An 18,061-nucleotide genomic window follows, 5' to 3' on the forward strand; every position below is an offset into this window, starting at 1 on the left:
TCGGATCAATATGGCGACCTGACCGCCGGGATCTAGACCAACGGCTCTATTGCGGGCAAATCACCATGATCGAAGTGACTGAAACTTTTGCATTTGCCAATACGTGCGCTTTTCTGATCAGTCGTTATTAAGTGATCCAAGTCCATTTTTTTGTGTATCATCGGCTTTTGGTCCATCGAAGAGGCATACTTAGAATGACCAAATCATACGCTTTATTTGTTGCATACCGATTCGGCGTTTTCGAATTCAGGTTCGAAGGTTCAATGGGAAACGGTCTGCACAACACCTGTAAAAGTGTGGATTAAGCAACATTCCATGCGCTTAACACCGAATTGTCCCATCACAAGTGCTTGATATCCATTGTTTTGGCCGACCCACTGCTACACTGGGTAGTCTTTACTACTGATGCGGGAGGGGCACGGTGAATCTTTCATATGTGGCTTTGGCAGCGATAATTCTCGCTGGAGGGACAGCGGTTGGTTTCGCGACTGGAACTCGAATGGCACCTGAATCCGGTGAAGCGGAGGAGCGCGCCTTGCAGCGGGATTCTGAGTTAGACGCTCAATCTGAAAAACTCGAGATAAAACTGGCTTCGCTGAAGACGCTTGAGGAAGATCTGGCGCGAATGTACGAAAACTTGCGTGTCGATTCTGAAGCTTTGGAGGAACAACAAGCGGAATTGGACAAACAGGAGGAATTAGTTTCTGCGCAGATGCAATCAGTTTTGGAGCGGGAAAACCAGTTGATTGCACTCCAGCAGAAACTGGCCGAGCAGAGCGCTGCCAATCGCGCGCAAGACCTGACAGAAAACAGGGAGTCCAAGTTCGATCTTCATGTCGACCAATCGGAATCGAGAACTGCGAGTAATCAAACGCTTCCCGGCGTTGAATTGAGTGCTATCGCACTTGAGGAAAAAACAAATGTGAACAAGCGCTTTGAGGAAGGCATTCAAGCAGAACAATTTTCTGAAGCCGACGCACCTAAAAGCGATCCTGCGATGTCAAACAAAGGTCCCATCGCGGAAGTCCACTTTGAACAGAACAGCGCGAGGTTGACGCCTGGCGCCATGAAACGCGCGCGCGAGGCGGCAGTTCGTTTGCAGAGTATGAAGTTTTCGAAAATCAGGATAGCCGGACATACCGATACCACGGGATCCGCCAGTCGAAATCGAGCTCTCTCAAACGAGCGCGCGGAAGCCGTAGCCGAAATTTTTGTGCAGTCTGGTTTGTCCAGGCAAATGATCGAAATTGTTGGCTTCGGTGAGACTTCTGACATGCTGCCTGTGTTAACGAGAGATGGTGTCTCGGAACCTCTAAACCGCTGTGTGGGCATTTTCGTCGAAGAGATCGCGCAGTCTTCTCTCCAGTAGCTTTTTTGAAAGCACCCAACACGTGTCGCACACGTTCGTCGTCAGAGAGTTTAGGTCATTTGGCAGCATGATCTACGTGAGGGTCTGGCTCTTCAGGTTTGGCACGTCTACTTTGGGCTGGCACCTGTCAATCGACAAAAACCGTCGCTTGTGCTACGAGACCCAAAATCACTGATGCTGGGCTCTACGCGAAGATCCGAAAAAATGAATATAAAAAACAGTTACTTAGACGGATTGTATTCCCCTCCTGCCGGTTCTTAATTGACCCGTTAGGGCCGAAGATGGCTCAGATCAGCATAACCCCACAACCTCAGCCATTCTGCATCCTGTTTCACCTAACAGCGGCATGATCAGCCTGACGTTGCTCTTTGAGGACAGAGCGCGCTCATATCCCTGCAGCAACTGCTCGTTTGTAAAGACACTGCGTACTAGGGCATCGTCACCTTCGCCTCTGATAATCAACCTCGTGAATGGGTTGCGCTTGTCCAAGTCGAGTTCTGAATAGGCATAGTTCATTATCGCAGAAAGACTGTTGATCCGACGCCTGATAGTAGCTGTCTTATTCCCCTTCATGGTCAAATGACGGACGAAAAGCTTGGCGTCTTCTCGGGTGTATTCACTCACTTCCCTGTCACCAGCCAATGAAATGAAGGTATCGAGGGCGATCTGTGGAGGCTTGAGGTCAATCTCTCTGAGCGACAGATATTCTTCCAACATTTCTGACAACAGGGCAGACCGAGGTTTAAAACTCTCTAGGACGGAAGCGAAATCAACGGGCGTATTTACCTTTGTCCCAGTCCAAGATCCCTCAAGAACAGTGGTCAGACGTTTTGAATAGGCTTCTGCTTCGTTCGCATCCTTGGACAAGGCCAGCCGGATGTATTGACCATAGGTTTCCACTGCATGTTTGGGAACACGACGGTTGTAATAGTAGGTACCGGAACGGCAGATTGTGTACTGAATGTGTGACACGATGATATCCCTCGATGATAAATACGAAGGAATTTCAATGGGTTATTGGAAATATTGGTGCCCAGGAGAGGACTCGAACCTCCACGTCCATACGGACACTAGCACCTGAAGCTAGCGCGTCTACCATTCCGCCACCTGGGCAGGTGTCGTATCGTCGGCATTTAAGGCGAAGCCCAAGCAGTGTCAAATGGAATCTAGTGACCTTGAGCGTGATGCCAACAGATCGGAAGCGGTGGTCAAAAAAACGCCCAATCCTTGTTAGTGAACCTCTTTGGAAACAGCCATCCGTTTTTAAATTGCGCCTTGTTTCGCGACCCCAGCAAAGCTACATCCATGAATGAATGGTTCAGATGGAGCAAGTGATGTCAAAGTTGGTCACCATCTACGGAGGATCGGGTTTTGTCGGGCGCTACATCGCGCGCCGTATGGCGAAGGCGGGTTGGCGGGTTCGTGTTGCCGTTCGACGGCCAAATGAAGCGATTTTCGTAAAACCTTATGGTGTTGTGGGCCAGGTTGAACCGGTTTTATGCAATATAAGGGACGACGCCTCAGTACGCGACGTGATGATCGGGGCTGATGCCGTCGTGAACTGCGTGGGCATTCTGGCCGAAGTGGGCAAGAACCAATTCGACACGGTGCAGGCCGATGGGGCAACTCGGATTGCCCGCATTGCAGCCGAACAGGGCGTAGCCAATATGGTTCATATTTCCGCCATTGGCGCGGATGAAAGTGCCGAAAGCGAATACGCTCAAAGCAAAGCGCACGGCGAGGCAGGCGTGCAAGAGCACTTCCCGAATGCAGTGATCCTGCGCCCTTCGATCGTTTTTGGACCCGAAGATCAGTTTTTTAACCGCTTTGCTTCCATGAGCCGCTTGGGGCCAGTGTTGCCTGTTGTTGGTGCAGATACTCAGTTTCAACCGGTTTATGTGGACGACATAGCGCGCGCCGCAGAAATTGCGCTTACCGGAAATGTTGCGGCTGGTATCTATGAGCTTGGTGGACCGGATGTCGCGAGTTTCCGGGATTTGATGCACCAAATGCTCCTCGTCATTCACCGGCGCAAACTGGTTGTAAACACGCCTTTTTTCATCGCGCGGATGATGGGATTCGGATTTGATATGCTGCAAAAGCTGACGCTTGGGCTGGTTACCAACACAATGATCACACGGGATCAAGTGCGCAACCTCGCACACGACAATGTGGTTGGTGAAGACGCGAAAAGCTTTGCTGATCTCGGGATTTCGCCGGTTTCAATGGCTGCGGTTCTGCCAGATTACCTATGGCGGTTCCGGCCGTCGGGGCAGTATGATGCCATCAAGAAATCTGCCGAAAATCTGCGCGGCTAAGAATAGGCGTAGATCAGCAAAACAATACCCAGCGCGACCCGGTATATGACATAAGGTGTGAAACTGACGCTGCGCAGCAGTCGCATCATTAGGGTGAGCGCCAGAAGTGCTGCGATAAAAGCAAAAGCTGCGGCAATGAGCCCGTCGCGTGCAATCGCCCAATCGGCTTCTTTCACAACATCGACACCCAGCAACAAGCCGGATGCGGCAATTGTCGGTATCGACATCAGCATGGCCAGTTTGGCCGCATCTTCGCGACCGTACCCGAGCCGACGTGCAGCTGTTATTGTGATCCCGGATCGTGATGTGCCCGGTATCAGAGCTAAGACCTGTGCCAAACCCATGATGCCGGCATCTTTGAGTGTCCAGTTGGAGGCCTTTTGGTCTGTTGCGCCGGTCTTATCGGCCCAATAGAGCACGATCCCGAACCCTAACATTGTCCATCCGATCACGGTGACGGAACGCATCAATTCATCAAGCCCGCTGAGCTTTATGGCCGCTCCTGCCAGAACAACCGGTACGGTGCTGATGGCCAGACAAAGGGCGAGGAAAGCCCCTTGAGTGTCGACACGTCCGCGCAGCAAACGGGTTGTACCAACAAGAGCGATTTTCACGTCGGCCCAGAAATAGGCAACGACGGCGAAGAGCGTTCCGACGTGGACGGCGACATCGATGGCCAATCCCTGATCCGGCCCGCCTGTCAGGGCGGGCAATAGCACCAAATGTCCGGAGGAACTGATCGGCAGAAACTCCGTGAGGCCCTGAATCGCGGCAACGAGGAAAAGCTGGAAAAGAGTCATCTGATGGGTTCCGGGCTGTAATGACTTCTGTGGTATAAAGTCAGAGAATCAAAAGAAAAGCGCCAAAATAGATCCGGATCGGAACTAAAATTTGCCATGTGATCGGTATTTTGGCTTAGTGGCGCTTGAATAATCCGTATATAGGTAAGCATAACTGACTTTATTTCCTGTTTTGGTTCGCGTATGCGTGCGCTTCGGAACCCTGGTGGAGGAGTTGATCGATGTCCGGACAGCCCATGTTGAAATTCGTAACCGTTGAACGGGATATGCCCGAGAAACGCTCTGCTGATATGCGCCGGGAAGATTTCGATGAAATCTATGCTGAGTACGCTGAGACCAAGGCAAAAGAGCAATCCAGCAGGTGCAGCCAATGTGGCGTGCCTTATTGCCAGAGCCATTGCCCGCTGCATAACAACATCCCCGATTGGTTGCGCCTGACCGCAGAAGGGCGCTTGCAGGAGGCCTATGAGGTCAGCCAAGCCACCAATACCTTCCCCGAAATCTGCGGCCGTATTTGCCCCCAGGACCGCCTGTGCGAAGGCAATTGCGTCATCGAGCAATCCGGCCACGGGACGGTTACTATTGGTGCGGTCGAGAAATACATCACAGACACCGCGTGGGAAAAGGGCTGGGTGCTGCCGATTTCCCCTGCGCAGGAACGCGCTGAATCAGTCGGGATCATCGGCGCCGGTCCGGGCGGGCTCGCGGCAGCCGATGTGCTGCGCCGGGCGGGCGTGCAGGTCACGGTTTATGACCGCTACGACCGCGCGGGCGGTTTGCTGATCTATGGTATCCCCGGTTTCAAACTTGAAAAAGACGTGGTGATGCGCCGTAACGACCAGTTGGCGCAGGGAGGTGTAACGTTCAAATTGAACACCAGCGTCGGCGAGGACGTCACTTTTGCCGATCTGCGCGCGCAACACGACGCGGTGATCATCGCCACAGGGGTCTATAAATCGAGAGAAATCGAAGCGCCGGGCGTCGGCGGCAAAGGCCTTGTGCGGGCCATTGATTTCCTGACTGCCAGCAATCGCAAGAACTTTGGCGATGCGGTGCCGGAATTCGACTCCGGTGAATTGAACGCCGCGGGCAAGCGGGTTGTGGTCATTGGCGGCGGCGATACGGCGATGGACTGTGTGCGCACCTCGGTGCGGCAGGGTGCGACATCAGTGAAATGCCTCTACCGTCGGGATCGAGCCAATATGCCCGGGTCGCAACGCGAGGTGCAGAATGCCGAGGAAGAGGGCGTGGTCTTTGAATGGCTCTCGGCGCCAAAGGGCTTTATCGGCGATCCTGTGACCGGTGTGATGGTGCAGAAAATGCGGCTGGGGGCGCCGGATGCCACTGGGCGACAGGCCCCCGAGGTGATCGAGGGCGCGGATTACGTCGAGGGTGCGGATATTGTGATCATGGCGCTGGGGTTTGAGGCCGAAGCGCTGCCCAGCCTGTGGGACGAGCCTGCGCTGCCGGTGACGCGCTGGGGCACGATCAAGGCGGAGTTTACCAGCGGCGCGACCGAGCTCGACGGCGTTTACGCGGTGGGTGACATCGTGCGCGGCGCTTCTCTGGTGGTCTGGGCTATCCGGGACGGCCGCGATTGCGCCGACGCGATCCTGAGCCGCTTTGGAGCGGCGGCGCTGGCGGCGGAATGACGGTCACAAGCCGTACACAACCTGTGCACCGATTGTGTACCGCCTGTGTGCATGGCGCTTATGGAGACGAACACATTACGTCGCATAGGCTGACCTTTGTGGAAAAATGGAGGATGGCATGACTGATCTTATCACTCTCAAGGGGCAGTGCCTTTGCGGTGCGGTTACGGTGCAGGCGTTAACCGCCAAGCCCAGATTGCGCGCCTGTCATTGCGACATGTGCCGCCAGCATACCAGTTCGATGTTCATCTCCATCGACACGGAACAGGACGGCATGACCATCGAAGGGCCTGCCAAATCGTTCAAGTCTTCTGACTGGGCGGAGCGGGGCTTTTGCGAAACCTGTGGTTCGACCTTGTGGTATGGCACCGTGCATGATGGCGCGCGTCATCTTTCCGCAGGCCTGTTTGAGGGCGCTGCGGGTGGTGAGATGAAGTTGGAGTTTTTCGCCGATCAATGCCCGCAGGGCTATGGGTTGAAAGGCGATCACCGTCGTCTGAGCACCGAAGAGACGATTGCGATGTTTGAAGGTGTAGGAGAGGGCGCGTGACTGCTGACATTACAGGACGATGCTTGTGTGGATCGGTACAGATCACCATCGCGGGCACCTATGATCCGCGCCCGGGCGCCTGCCATTGTCGCATGTGCCAGCGCTGGTCGGGCGGGATGTTCCTGTGCTTTGAGGTGCAGGCCGATGCTGTGACCATCACCGGTGATGTGGCGCGATATCCGTCGTCAGATTTTGCCGAACGTGCTTTTTGCCCGAGCTGTGGCTCGCATTTGTGGATGCGTGATACCGGCGACGCGGAAAATGCCTATGATTTTATGCCGGGCTTGTTTGACGCGGCGCGTGACTGGCCAATGCGATCCGAGATTTACACCGATCAGGCGATGGCAGCGGTGCAATTGTCCGGGGACCACCGGCGCGCGACCCGTGCCGAATACGAACAAAAGAACAGATCTGTCGAGGGAGAGACCCAATGACCAAATATGATGACGCATGGGTGGCACGCGAAGAAGCCAAACGCGCCTATATGGCCGAAAACGGGCTCTATGACACCTCCGAGGAGCATTCCTCCTGCGGTGTGGGTCTTGTGGTCTCGATTGATGGCAAAAAGAGCCGCGGCGTGGTGGAAAACGGGATCAAGGCCCTCAAGGCGATCTGGCACCGGGGCGCCGTGGACGCAGACGGCAAGACCGGTGACGGGGCGGGCATTCACGTGCAGATCCCGGTGGATTTTTTCTACAATCAGGTGGAACGCACCGGGCATGACCCACGCAAGGGCGAGATGATCGCCGTGGGGCAGGTGTTTTTGCCGCGCACTGATTTTGGCGGGCAGGAAACCTGTCGTACCATTGTAGAGACCGAAGTTCTACGCATGGGGTATTATATCTATGGCTGGCGGCATGTGCCGGTGGATATTTCCTGTCTGGGCGAAAAGGCCAATGCGACCCGGCCCGAGATCGAGCAGATCCTGATTTCGAACGCCAAGGGGGTGGATGAAGACACCTTTGAGCGCGAGCTTTATGTGATCCGTCGTCGGATTGAAAAGGCGGCGCTCGCGGCACAGGTGCCAACGCTTTATATTGCCTCGATGTCCTGTCGGTCGATCATCTACAAGGGCATGATGCTGGCCGAACAGGTGGCGGAGTTTTACCCGGATCTGATGGACCCGCGGTTCGAGAGCGCCTTTGCAATCTATCACCAGCGCTATTCGACCAACACTTTTCCGCAGTGGTGGCTGGCCCAGCCGTTCCGCATGCTGGCGCATAATGGCGAGATCAACACGTTGAAGGGCAACCTCAACTGGATGAAAAGCCATGAGATCCGCATGGCGTCCGGTGCCTTTGGCGAGATGGCGGAAGACATCAAACCGATCGTGGCGGCAGGCTCCAGCGACAGCGCGGCCCTTGATGCGGTTTTTGAGGTGCTGGTGCGCGCCGGGCGCAATGCACCGATGGCCAAGACCATGCTGGTGCCCGAAAGCTGGTCGAAACAGGCGATTGAACTGCCCCAGGCCTGGCGCGACATGTATTCCTATTGCAACTCGGTGATGGAGCCTTGGGATGGGCCCGCAGCGCTGGCGATGACGGACGGGCGCTGGGTCTGCGCCGGGCTGGACCGCAATGGTCTGCGCCCGATGCGCTATGTGGTGACAAAGGACGGTATGCTGATCGCGGGATCAGAGACCGGCATGGTGCCGCTGAACGAGGCCAATGTGGTAGAAAAGGGCGCTTTGGGGCCGGGTCAATTGCTGGCAGTGGATATGAAAGAGGGCGCGCTCTTTCACGACAAGGCGATCAAGAACAAGCTGGCCGCTTCCCAACCCTTTGGCGATTGGGTGGGCAAGATCAACGACCTCGAAGAGGCGCTGGCCGATGTGACGGAAAAGCCGATTTTCACCGGTGCAGAGTTGCGCAAGCGGCAGGTTGCGGCGGGCTATACCGTTGAGGAACTGGAGCAGATCCTGGCCCCGATGGCCGAAGATGCCAAGGAAACGCTGGCCTCGATGGGGGATGATACGCCCTCTGCTGTGTTGTCGGGAAAGTACCGCCCGTTGAGCCATTTCTTCCGCCAGAATTTCAGCCAGGTGACCAACCCGCCCATCGACAGCCTGCGAGAGTTCCGGGTGATGAGCTTGAAAACCCGGTTCGGCAACCTGAAAAACGTGCTGGACGAGGACAGCAGCCAGACCGAGATATTGACGCTGGACAGTCCGTTCATGGGCAACGCGCAATTTGAGGAACTGACGACGCATTTCAATTCGGATCTCGTGACCATCGATTGTACCTTTGTGCCGGGCACCGAAAATCTGCGTGTCGGTCTGGAACGCATCCGTTCCGAAGTCGAAGACGCGGTGCGGTCCGGTGCAGGGCACATCGTGCTGACCGATCAGATGTCAGACGTGGAAAAAGTCGCGATGCCGATGATCTTGGCGACCTCCGCGGTGCACAGCCATCTGGTCCGTAAGGGCCTGCGCACCTTCACCTCGATCAATGTGCGTTCGGCTGAATGTGTCGACCCGCATTATTTCGCGGTGTTAATCGGTGCCGGCGCGACCATCGTCAACGCATATCTGGCCGAGGATTCACTGGCCGACCGGATCGAACGCGGCTTGCTGGACATGACCTTGACGGCAGCGATTGATCGCTACCGCATCGCGATTGACCAGGGTCTTTTGAAGATCATGGCCAAAATGGGCATCTCGGTAATCTCTTCTTACCGGGGCGGGCTCAATTTCGAGGCGGTCGGTCTCAGCCGGGCCATGGTGGCGGAGTATTTCCCGGGCATGACCAGCCGCATTTCGGGCATCGGCGTCAGCGGCATTCAACGCAAGGCCGAAGAAGTGCACGGCAAGGCCTGGGGGCAGGCGACCTCCGTCCTGCCTATCGGAGGGTTTTACAAGGCGCGCCAGTCGGGCGAAACCCACGCCTGGGAAGCGACGTCGATGCATATGATGCAGATGGCCTGCAACCGTGCCTCCTATGAGATGTGGAAGCAGTACTCGGCCAAGATGCAAAGCAACCCGCCGATCCACCTGCGCGATTTGCTGGACATCAAACCGCTGGGCGCGCCGGTTGCGATCGAGGAAGTGGAAAGCATCACCTCCATCCGCAAGCGGTTTGTCACGCCTGGCATGAGCCTCGGCGCTCTGAGCCCTGAGGCGCATAAGACGCTGAACGTGGCGATGAACCGCATCGGTGCGAAATCCGACAGTGGCGAAGGCGGCGAAGACCCGGCGCATTTCGTGCCGGAACCCAATGGCGACAACCCATCGGCCAAGATCAAGCAGGTGGCGTCGGGGCGTTTTGGCGTGACGGCGGAATACCTCAACCAGTGCGAAGAACTGGAGATCAAGGTCGCACAGGGCGCCAAGCCCGGCGAAGGGGGCCAATTGCCCGGGATGAAGGTCACCGACCTGATCGCGCGGCTGCGCCATTCGACCAAGGGTGTGACGCTGATCTCGCCGCCGCCGCATCACGATATCTATTCCATCGAGGATCTGGCACAGCTGATCTATGACCTCAAACAGATCAACCCGCGCTGCAAGGTGACTGTGAAACTGGTAGCCTCCTCCGGTGTTGGTACAATCGCGGCTGGGGTCGCCAAGGCCAAGGCCGATATCATTCTGATTTCGGGTCACAATGGCGGCACGGGTGCCAGCCCCGCGACCTCGATCAAATATGCCGGCCTGCCATGGGAAATGGGCTTGACCGAGGCGCATCAGGTGCTCAGCATGAACAACCTTCGCGGGCGCGTGACCCTGCGGACGGATGGCGGATTGCGCACCGGGCGCGATATCGTCATGGCGGCGATGCTGGGGGCCGAGGAATATGGCATCGGCACCGCGGCCTTGATCGCTATGGGCTGTATCATGGTGCGCCAGTGCCAGAGCAATACCTGCCCGGTCGGGGTCTGCACCCAGGACGAGTCCTTGCGTGAAAAGTTCACCGGCAATGCGGATAAGGTGGTGAACCTGATCACCTTCTACGCCACCGAGGTGCGCGAGATTCTGGCACGGATCGGGGCGCGCAGCCTTGATGAGGTGATCGGGCGTGCGGATCTGCTGGCACAGGTCAGCCGGGGGTCCGCGCATCTGGACGATCTCGATCTCAACCCGCTGCTGATCACCGTGGATGGCGCGGCAGACATCGTCTATGACCGCAACAAGAAGCGCAACAAGGTGCCTGCGACGCTGGATGCGGAGATTGTGCGCGACGCCAAACGTTTCCTGGAAGACGGCGAGAAAATGCAGCTGTCCTATGCGGTGCAAAACACCCATCGGACGGTGGGCACGCGCACGTCGAGCCATATCGTCAAGCAGTTTGGCATGCGCAACACGCTGCAGCCGGATCATTTGACGGTGAAGCTTTCCGGTTCTGCCGGGCAATCTCTGGGCGCTTTTGCGGCACCGGGGCTCAAGCTTGAGGTCTCGGGGGATGCGAATGACTATGTGGGCAAAGGGCTCTCGGGCGGCATGATCGTGGTACGCCCGCCCATGGCCTCGCCGATTGAGGCGGCAAAGAACACCATTATCGGCAACACGGTTCTATATGGGGCGACGGATGGGTTCTTGTTTGCAGCCGGTCGCGCCGGGGAGCGGTTTGCGGTGCGCAACTCCGGCGCTCGGGTGGTGATCGAGGGCTGTGGCTCCAATGGCTGTGAATACATGACCGGTGGCGTGGCGGTGATCCTGGGTGACATCGGGGCCAATTTTGGAGCGGGCATGACCGGCGGCATGGCCTATCTCTATGATCCGGAGCAGAAGGCCCCGGCGATGATGAACATGGAAACGCTGGTGACCTGTCCGGTCACGGTCGATCACTGGATGCTCCAACTGGAAACGATGCTCGAAGCGCATCTACGGGAAACAGACAGCCGCCGCGCTGCGGATATTCTGCAGCATTGGGACAGCGAAAAGCACCATTTCTTGCAGGTTTGCCCCAAGGAAATGCTGGTGCATCTGGTCGCACCGCTGAGTGTCGAGCAAACGGCCATGCCTGCGGAATGATCTTTGCGTCGGGCCCTGAGGGGTCCGGCGACTTGGGCCCGGGATTTGGGTTCACAACCGGTCAGGACGGCCCTATAGCTGGGCCATGGCACCGCGCAGCAAGAAGAAGGCCAAAGGGTCTCGTAACTTTGATTCCATGTGGCGAACCGGTCTGCGCACCGCGCGGCGGTATCTCCTGCGTGGGGTGATGGCTGTGGCGGCGCTGGTCTTGGGGTTGATCGCCCTGGGGGCTGCGCTGAACCCGCCCACAACGTTGTACATGATGCAGGAATCGCGCCGGTTGGGCGGGGTGTCGCAGGAGTGGGTTGATCTGGCACAGGTGGCCCCGGTGATGGCCCGCGCGGTGGTGGCGGCGGAAGATGCCAATTTCTGCGAGCACTGGGGGTTTGATTTGCCCGCCATCAAACAGGCGATTGCCGAGGGCAGCAACCGGGGAGCGTCGACCCTGAGCCAGCAGACGGTGAAAAACGTCTACCTCTGGCATGGTCGGAACTATACGCGCAAGGCGCTGGAGGCGCTTTTGACACCGATGCTGGAGGCGATCTGGTCTAAGCCGCGCATCATTGAGGTCTACCTGAATGTGGCCGAGTTCGACACCGGCGTGTTTGGCGTAAAGGCTGCGGCGCGCCATTATTTCGGGGTGGATCCGGATCAGTTGTCGGATGTGCAGGCGGCGCGATTGGCAGCGATTTTGCCGGACCCCAAGGGACGCTCTGCCAGCAAGCCTTCTGACTTCGTGCGCAAACGCACCCGTTCGATCCTGTCGGGGGCAGCAACAATCAGCAAAGATGGTCGATCCGCCTGTTTCGAGAGTTGAAACTGGGCGCGGTTGCGGGCATTGAAGAATGACCTCGAACAACCCGGAATTTCTGATGGCGCGCCTGTTTCATGTCCCTTTGTCCCCGTTCTGCCGCAAGGTCCGTCTGAGCCTTGCGGAAAAGAAGATCGAAGTTGAACTCGTCGAGGAAAAATATTGGGAAGCGGATGCGGATTTCCTGCGCCGCAATCCGGCGGGCAAGGTGCCGGTGTTGAAGCTGGACGGCTTCATGATGTCCGAAAGCACCGCCATTTGTGAATACATCGAAGAGACGCGGCCAGATCCGGCGTTGATGCCAAAGGACCCGGTGGCGCGGCTGGAAGTGCGGCGTCTGGTGAGCTGGTTTGATGACAAGTTCCACCATGAGGTAACGTCGAAGCTTCTCTATGAGCGCGTGAACAAAAAGATCATGGGCAAAGGCTATCCCGACAGTGGCAACGTCAAGGCGGGCGCCAAGGCGGTCAAATATCATCTGGATTACATGACTTGGTTGCTTGATCACCGGCGCTGGCTGGCGGGGGATGTGATGACGATTGCGGATTTTGCGGCTGCTGCGCATCTGAGCGCGCTGGATTACATCTCGGACGTGGATTGGAACCGCTCGGAGGTGGTGAAGGATTGGTACGCCAAGATCAAGTCGCGCCCTGCCTTCCGGTCCATTCTGGCCGATCAGGTTTCCGGCTTTCCGCCGCCAAGGCATTATAACGACCTGGATTTTTGATAGGGTGCTGTGCGATTGGGCATCATGGATGATCTGAAGGAGCGGTTGTGCCGTGAGGCGGATGCGGCAGGGTTTGTCGCCTGCCGGGTGTGCCGCCCGGATGCGGTGCCCGAGGTGCCCGCCCAATTGGAAGCCTTTGTGGCTGCAGGCTATCATGGACAGATGCAGTGGATGGCCGAGCGCATGGCATGGCGCAGCAACCCTGTGGCTTTGTGGCCCGAGGCGCGTTCCGTGATCATGCTGGCGGAAAGCTATACGCCCGCGCATGACCCTCTGGAAATCCTGTTGCATCCTGATCGTGCCGCGATTTCGGTCTATGCGCAGGGGCGGGACTACCATGACGTGGTGAAAAAGCGGCTCAAGCGGGTGGCGCGCTGGCTGATCGCTGAAACCGGTGATGCGACGCAGGTCAAAGTATTTGTCGATACGGCTCCCGTGCCTGAAAAAGCATTGGCGGCGGCGGCGGGCGTGGGCTGGCAGGGCAAGCATACCAATATGGTCAGCCGGGAGCTGGGCAATTGGGTGTTTCTGGGTGCGATCTTCACTACGCTGGAATTGCCCCCGGATGCTGCGGAGGAGGATCACTGCGGTTCTTGCCGTGCCTGCCTCGATATCTGCCCGACGGAGGCATTTGTCGCGCCTTATCAAATGGATGCGCGCAAGTGCATTTCTTACCTTACGATTGAGCACAAAGGGCCGGTGCCACATAACATACGCGGACGTATGGGAAATCGCATCTATGGTTGTGATGACTGCCTGGCAGTATGTCCCTGGAACAAATTTGCTGTCGCGGCGCGCGACATCCGGCTGCTCCCGCGACCGGAACTGAAGGCGCCAGGGCTCGCGGAGCTTGCCCGGTTGGATGACGCGGCATTTCGCGCGATGTTTTCCGGCTCCCCGATCAAGCGCATCGGGCGAGACCGCTTTGTGCGCAATGTCCTTTATGCCATCGGCAATTCCGGCACTCCGGATCTGGGCCCGGCAGCGAGGGGCCTGACGGAGGACCCGGACCCGGCAGTGGCGGATGCTGCGCGCTGGGCCGTGGCGCAATTGAACGCGTTATGATGCGCACGGGCTTGCAATTTGAAGCGCGCCTTCTGCCGCGCGACCCGCGACAGGGGAGATGGGTATGACCCTTCTGCTGGGCGTGGACACGGGCGGCACCTACACGGATGCGGTGCTGATCCGGGATGACACGGAGGTTATCGCCTCTGCCAAGGCGCTGACCACGCGGGAAGATCTGGCCATCGGCGTGGGCGGTGCGGTCCGCGCGGTGCTGGAGGCATCCGCCGTGGCGCCGGGCGAGATATCGATGGCGTCGCTGTCGACGACGCTGGCGACAAACGCGCTGGTGGAGGGGCAGGGCGGGCGCGTGGCACTCATCTACATTGGCTTTCGGGCGCGCGATCTCGATGCCCATGGGTTGGGCGATGCGCTCAAGGGCGACCCCTGTCTGATCTGTGCGGGCGGGCATGATCATGCCGGGGCGGAGGCGCTGCCCCTGGATGAAACCGCCCTGCGCGCGTTTCTGGAAACGCAGGGGCAGGATGTCAGCGGATTTGCCGTTGCCGCGCAATTTGCCACGCGCAATCCGGCGCATGAGGTGCGCGCGGCGGCGTTGGTGGCGGAAATCACCGGCAGGCCTGTTTCTGCCTCGCATCAACTGTCGGCACGGCTAAACGGCCCGAAACGCGCGGTGACGGCGGTCTTGAATGCCCGGCTGATTGGCATGATCGACCAGTTGATCGGCCGGGCACAACAGGTTCTGACCGACATGGGCGTGACGGCGCCGATGATGGTCGTGCGCGGGGACGGGGCCTTGATGTCGTCAGATCAGGCGCGGGCACATCCGATCGAAACCATTCTGAGCGGCCCGGCGGCCTCGATTGTCGGCGCGCGCTGGCTCACCGGTGCAACGCGGGCTCTGGTCAGCGACATCGGCGGGACAACCACGGACATCGCGCTGTTGCGGGATGGCAAGCCGGCGATTGACCCAGGTGGTGCGCGCGTGGGGCCACACCGGACCATGGTGGAGGCCGTGGCCATGCGAACCACCGGATTGGGCGGCGACAGCGAGGTTCAGGTAGTGACCGATGGGTTACAGGGCGGCGTGACGCTCGGCCCGCGCCGCGTTTTGCCCGTGAGTTTGCTGGCCGAGCAAGCGCCTGAAGTGGTGCACCGCGCGCTGGATCAACAGTTGCGCAATTCCGTGCCTGCAGAACATGACGCCCGGTTTTTGCGTGTCATTCCGGGCTTAACCTCAGAGGGTCTGGGCCCGCGCGAGGCGGATTTGCTAGCACGGATCGGTGCGCATGTGCGCCCGATGGCAGAGGTATTGCGCGCCCGGATCGAGCACGGTGCTTTGCAGCGTCTGGTGGCGCGTGGTTTGGTGCAGGTCTCGGGCATCACGCCGTCCGATGCCAGCCATGTGCTGGGGCGTGTGTCTCAGTGGGATGGCGCGGCGGCGGAAAAGGCCGCAACCCTTTTTGCGCGCAAACGCATCGGGTCGGGAGAGACCTTGGCGGGTGATGCGCATGCAATGGCTCGCCTGATCGTGGCGCAGCTGACGTATCAGACGCAATTGGCCTTGCTGGAGGCGGCTTTTGCCGAAGATGCGGGCGAGTTTGGTCTCGCGTCGCAGGCATTGGCGGCGCATGTGCTGATGCAGCGCGGCTTGGCGGGCCACGCCGATCTGGTGCGGATCAACACCGGGTTGAACATCCCGGTTGTCGGATTGGGGGCGTCGGCGGCGAGTTACTATCCTGCGGTAGGTGAGGTTCTGGGCGCGGAGATGATTTTGCCCCGCCATGCGGATGTGGCCAACGCCATTGGGGCAGTTGTCGGGCGGGTCACCATGCGCCGGAGCGGTACGGTGACCGCGCCGGCCGAAGGCAGGTTTCGGGTGCATCTGGACAGCGGGCCGAAGGATTGTGCCTCGCAGGCCGAGGCCCTGGCACTTTTAGAGCATCGGCTGAGCGAAGACGCGCGGGCTGCGGCCCTGGCTGCGGGTGCGGCGGATGTGCAGTTGAACGTCTCGAAAGACATCCGGGTCGCGGGTGTGGAGGCGCGGGAGGTTTTTGTCGAAGCACTATTGACCGTGGAGGCCACGGGCCGCCCGCGGGTGGCGGTAGATGGGCCTGAAAACTAGCGCGCGGCGGATCTGAGCGTAGATCGCAAAAGGCCCCCCGTTCTGGACGGAGAAGCCTTTGGTTGTGGTCCCGTGGTGCGGGTTATTCGGCGGCCTGTGTATCAGCGGCGCGTTTGGGCAGCACCCAATCGGCCCGAGGGAAGTGGCAGGTGTAGCCGTTTGGCACCCGTTCCAGGTAGTCTTGATGTTCGGGCTCAGCCTCCCAGAAAGCGGAGACGGGTTCGACTTCGGTGACCACCTTGCCCGGCCAGAGGTCTGAAGCTTCGACGTCTGCGATGGTTTCCAGCGCCGTTTGTCGTTGCGCCTCATCGACGTAATAGATGGCCGACCGGTAGCTGAGCCCCATGTCGTTGCCCTGCCGGTTGAGCGTGGTCGGGTCATGGATCTGGAAGAACAGCGCCAGCAGATCGCGGTAGCTGATTACGGCGGGGTCGAAGATGACCTCGATGCCTTCGGCATGCGTGCCGTGATTGCGATAGGTCGCATGGGGCACGTCACCGCCGGTGTAGCCCACGCGGGTCGAGAGAACCCCGGGCCGTTTGCGGATCAGGTCCTGCATGCCCCAGAAACATCCACCTGCCAGAACTGCGCGTTGTTGGCTCATGCCACATCCTCCACTTGATCCACGTATTCGCCATAGCCCATGGCCACCATGTCGTCACGGTGAATGAACCGCAGCGACGCCGAGTTGATGCAATAGCGCAGCCCGCCGCGATCCTGCGGCCCATCGGGAAAGACATGGCCGAGGTGGCTGTCGCCATGGGTCGAGCGCACTTCGGTGCGGACCATTCCCATGGTTGCGTCGCGCAACTCGGTGACATGTGCGGGTTCGATCGGCTTGGTGAAACTGGGCCAGCCGCACCCGGATTCGTATTTGTCAGCGGAGGCAAAAAGCGGCTCGCCAGATACGATATCGACGTAGATGCCCGGTTCCTTGTTGTTCAGCAAAGGACCGGTGCCAGGCCGTTCCGTTCCGTTTTGCTGGGTCACGCGGTACTCTTCCAGCGACAGTTTCGAGATCGCCGCATCGGTTTTTTCATATGTGGGCATGAAGCGCTCCTTTTTACCTTTGGGTATTAAATGGGACAAAATCGGCTGAATGGAAGGGGAAAACGAATTTGGTGTCGGAGACGTGTCCCTGCGCGGAAACGCCCTATATTGCAAGGGATCGGATAAGGAGCGGTTCATGATACGGAATTTTGCACTTCTCACCAGTACGGCGATGGCCACGGCGGTGGCGGCAGGTGTGTCGCCGCATTCCTTTGCCTCCATCGACGGCGGCACGCTGAACACGGCCGATTGGGCGGGGCAGCCTGTTCTGGTGGTGAACACAGCGTCGCAATGCGGGTTCACGGGCCAGTATGATGGGTTGCAGGCGCTCTATGATACCTACCGCGATGCGGGGTTGATCGTTTTGGCGGTGCCGTCAGATGATTTTCGTCAGGAGCTTGGCAGCGCCGAAGAGGTCAAGGAATTCTGCGAGATGAATTTTGGGCTGGATATCCCGATGGCGGATATCACGCCTGTCACCGGCACGCAGGCGCATCCGTTTTACCGAGAGGTGGCACAGGAAACCGGGTTCACGCCGCGCTGGAATTTCAATAAGGTGCTGATCGGTCCCGACGGGGACGTGGTCGGGACCTGGGGGGCCAGTACCCGACCTCAGTCGCCCAAGATCACCCGCGCGATTGAGGGGCTGTTGAACTAGGCCGTTTGATGTTGA

The 18,061-nt window shown here is 58.5% G+C and carries 15 protein-coding genes and 1 tRNA gene; 11 read left to right on the top strand and 5 right to left on the bottom strand.

Annotated features, from left to right (window positions below; translation table 11 throughout):
- The first annotated feature begins 436 nt into the window (after positions 1-436).
- Complete coding sequence (locus AB8B75_RS10800; RefSeq protein WP_405362134.1) at positions 437-1,369, top strand: OmpA family protein; 933 nt, start codon at positions 437-439, stop codon at positions 1,367-1,369.
- A 291-nt stretch (positions 1,370-1,660) separates the two neighbouring features.
- On the opposite strand, the gene AB8B75_RS10805 is transcribed toward AB8B75_RS10800, so the two are convergent.
- Entirely contained in the window at positions 1,661-2,341 is a 681-nt protein-coding gene (locus AB8B75_RS10805; RefSeq protein ID WP_405362135.1) for a hypothetical protein, read from the bottom strand.
- Between the two features lie 55 nt (positions 2,342-2,396).
- Positions 2,397-2,482 (bottom strand) — tRNA-Leu (locus tag AB8B75_RS10810).
- 221 nt (positions 2,483-2,703) lie between these two features.
- Here AB8B75_RS10810 and AB8B75_RS10815 point away from each other — a divergent pair.
- On the top strand, positions 2,704-3,687 hold the full coding sequence (locus AB8B75_RS10815; RefSeq protein ID WP_405362137.1) for a complex I NDUFA9 subunit family protein: 984 nt from the start codon (positions 2,704-2,706) through the stop codon (positions 3,685-3,687).
- Here AB8B75_RS10815 and AB8B75_RS10820 read toward each other — a convergent pair.
- Positions 3,684-4,487 (bottom strand): undecaprenyl-diphosphate phosphatase, encoded by an 804-nt coding sequence (locus tag AB8B75_RS10820; RefSeq protein WP_405362139.1) that lies wholly within the window; start codon positions 4,485-4,487, stop codon positions 3,684-3,686. The genes AB8B75_RS10815 and AB8B75_RS10820 overlap by 4 nt on opposite strands.
- A 221-nt stretch (positions 4,488-4,708) precedes the next feature.
- Between AB8B75_RS10820 and AB8B75_RS10825 the strand changes: the two genes are divergently transcribed.
- From AB8B75_RS10825 to AB8B75_RS10860, 8 genes are all read left to right on the top strand, one after another.
- On the top strand, positions 4,709-6,139 hold the full coding sequence (locus tag AB8B75_RS10825) for an NAD(P)-dependent oxidoreductase (RefSeq protein WP_405362141.1): 1,431 nt from the start codon (positions 4,709-4,711) through the stop codon (positions 6,137-6,139).
- A 118-nt stretch (positions 6,140-6,257) separates the two neighbouring features.
- On the top strand, positions 6,258-6,689 hold the full coding sequence (locus AB8B75_RS10830) for a GFA family protein (protein WP_405362143.1): 432 nt from the start codon (positions 6,258-6,260) through the stop codon (positions 6,687-6,689).
- A complete protein-coding gene (locus tag AB8B75_RS10835) occupies positions 6,686-7,123 on the top strand; it encodes a GFA family protein (RefSeq protein ID WP_405362145.1) in 438 nt (145 codons plus the stop codon). The genes AB8B75_RS10830 and AB8B75_RS10835 overlap by 4 nt, the downstream gene beginning before the upstream one ends.
- The gene (gltB, locus tag AB8B75_RS10840; RefSeq protein WP_405362147.1) at positions 7,120-11,652 is read left to right on the top strand and encodes a glutamate synthase large subunit; all 4,533 of its coding nucleotides are present in this window, start codon (positions 7,120-7,122) and stop codon (positions 11,650-11,652) included. The genes AB8B75_RS10835 and gltB overlap by 4 nt, the downstream gene beginning before the upstream one ends.
- A gap of 85 nt (positions 11,653-11,737) precedes the next feature.
- Positions 11,738-12,469, top strand: a complete 732-nt coding sequence (gene mtgA, locus AB8B75_RS10845; protein ID WP_405362149.1) for a monofunctional biosynthetic peptidoglycan transglycosylase — start codon at positions 11,738-11,740, stop codon at positions 12,467-12,469.
- Positions 12,470-12,524: 55 nt separating this feature from the next.
- Entirely contained in the window at positions 12,525-13,190 is a 666-nt protein-coding gene (locus AB8B75_RS10850) for a glutathione S-transferase family protein (protein ID WP_405362230.1), read from the top strand.
- A 24-nt stretch (positions 13,191-13,214) separates the two neighbouring features.
- Positions 13,215-14,255, top strand: a complete 1,041-nt coding sequence (gene queG, locus AB8B75_RS10855; protein ID WP_405362151.1) for a tRNA epoxyqueuosine(34) reductase QueG — start codon at positions 13,215-13,217, stop codon at positions 14,253-14,255.
- A 64-nt stretch (positions 14,256-14,319) separates the two neighbouring features.
- Entirely contained in the window at positions 14,320-16,338 is a 2,019-nt protein-coding gene (locus AB8B75_RS10860; protein ID WP_405362153.1) for a hydantoinase/oxoprolinase N-terminal domain-containing protein, read from the top strand.
- Between the two features lie 82 nt (positions 16,339-16,420).
- On the opposite strand, the gene msrA is transcribed toward AB8B75_RS10860, so the two are convergent.
- A complete protein-coding gene (gene msrA / locus AB8B75_RS10865) occupies positions 16,421-16,942 on the bottom strand; it encodes a peptide-methionine (S)-S-oxide reductase MsrA (protein ID WP_405362155.1) in 522 nt (173 codons plus the stop codon).
- Positions 16,939-17,388, bottom strand: coding sequence for a peptide-methionine (R)-S-oxide reductase MsrB (msrB, locus tag AB8B75_RS10870; protein WP_405362157.1), 450 nt, complete (start codon positions 17,386-17,388; stop codon positions 16,939-16,941). Before msrB ends, msrA begins: the two co-directional genes overlap by 4 nt.
- A 136-nt stretch (positions 17,389-17,524) precedes the next feature.
- On the opposite strand from msrB, the gene AB8B75_RS10875 reads away from it, so the two are divergent.
- Positions 17,525-18,046: a glutathione peroxidase gene (locus AB8B75_RS10875; protein WP_405362159.1), complete on the top strand. Its 522-nt coding sequence runs from the start codon at positions 17,525-17,527 to the stop codon at positions 18,044-18,046.
- The last annotated feature ends 15 nt before the right edge of the window (positions 18,047-18,061 follow it).

It is taken from the genome of Roseobacter sp. (genome assembly GCF_045106495.1).
Taxonomy (GTDB): Bacteria; Pseudomonadota; Alphaproteobacteria; order Rhodobacterales; family Rhodobacteraceae; genus Roseobacter.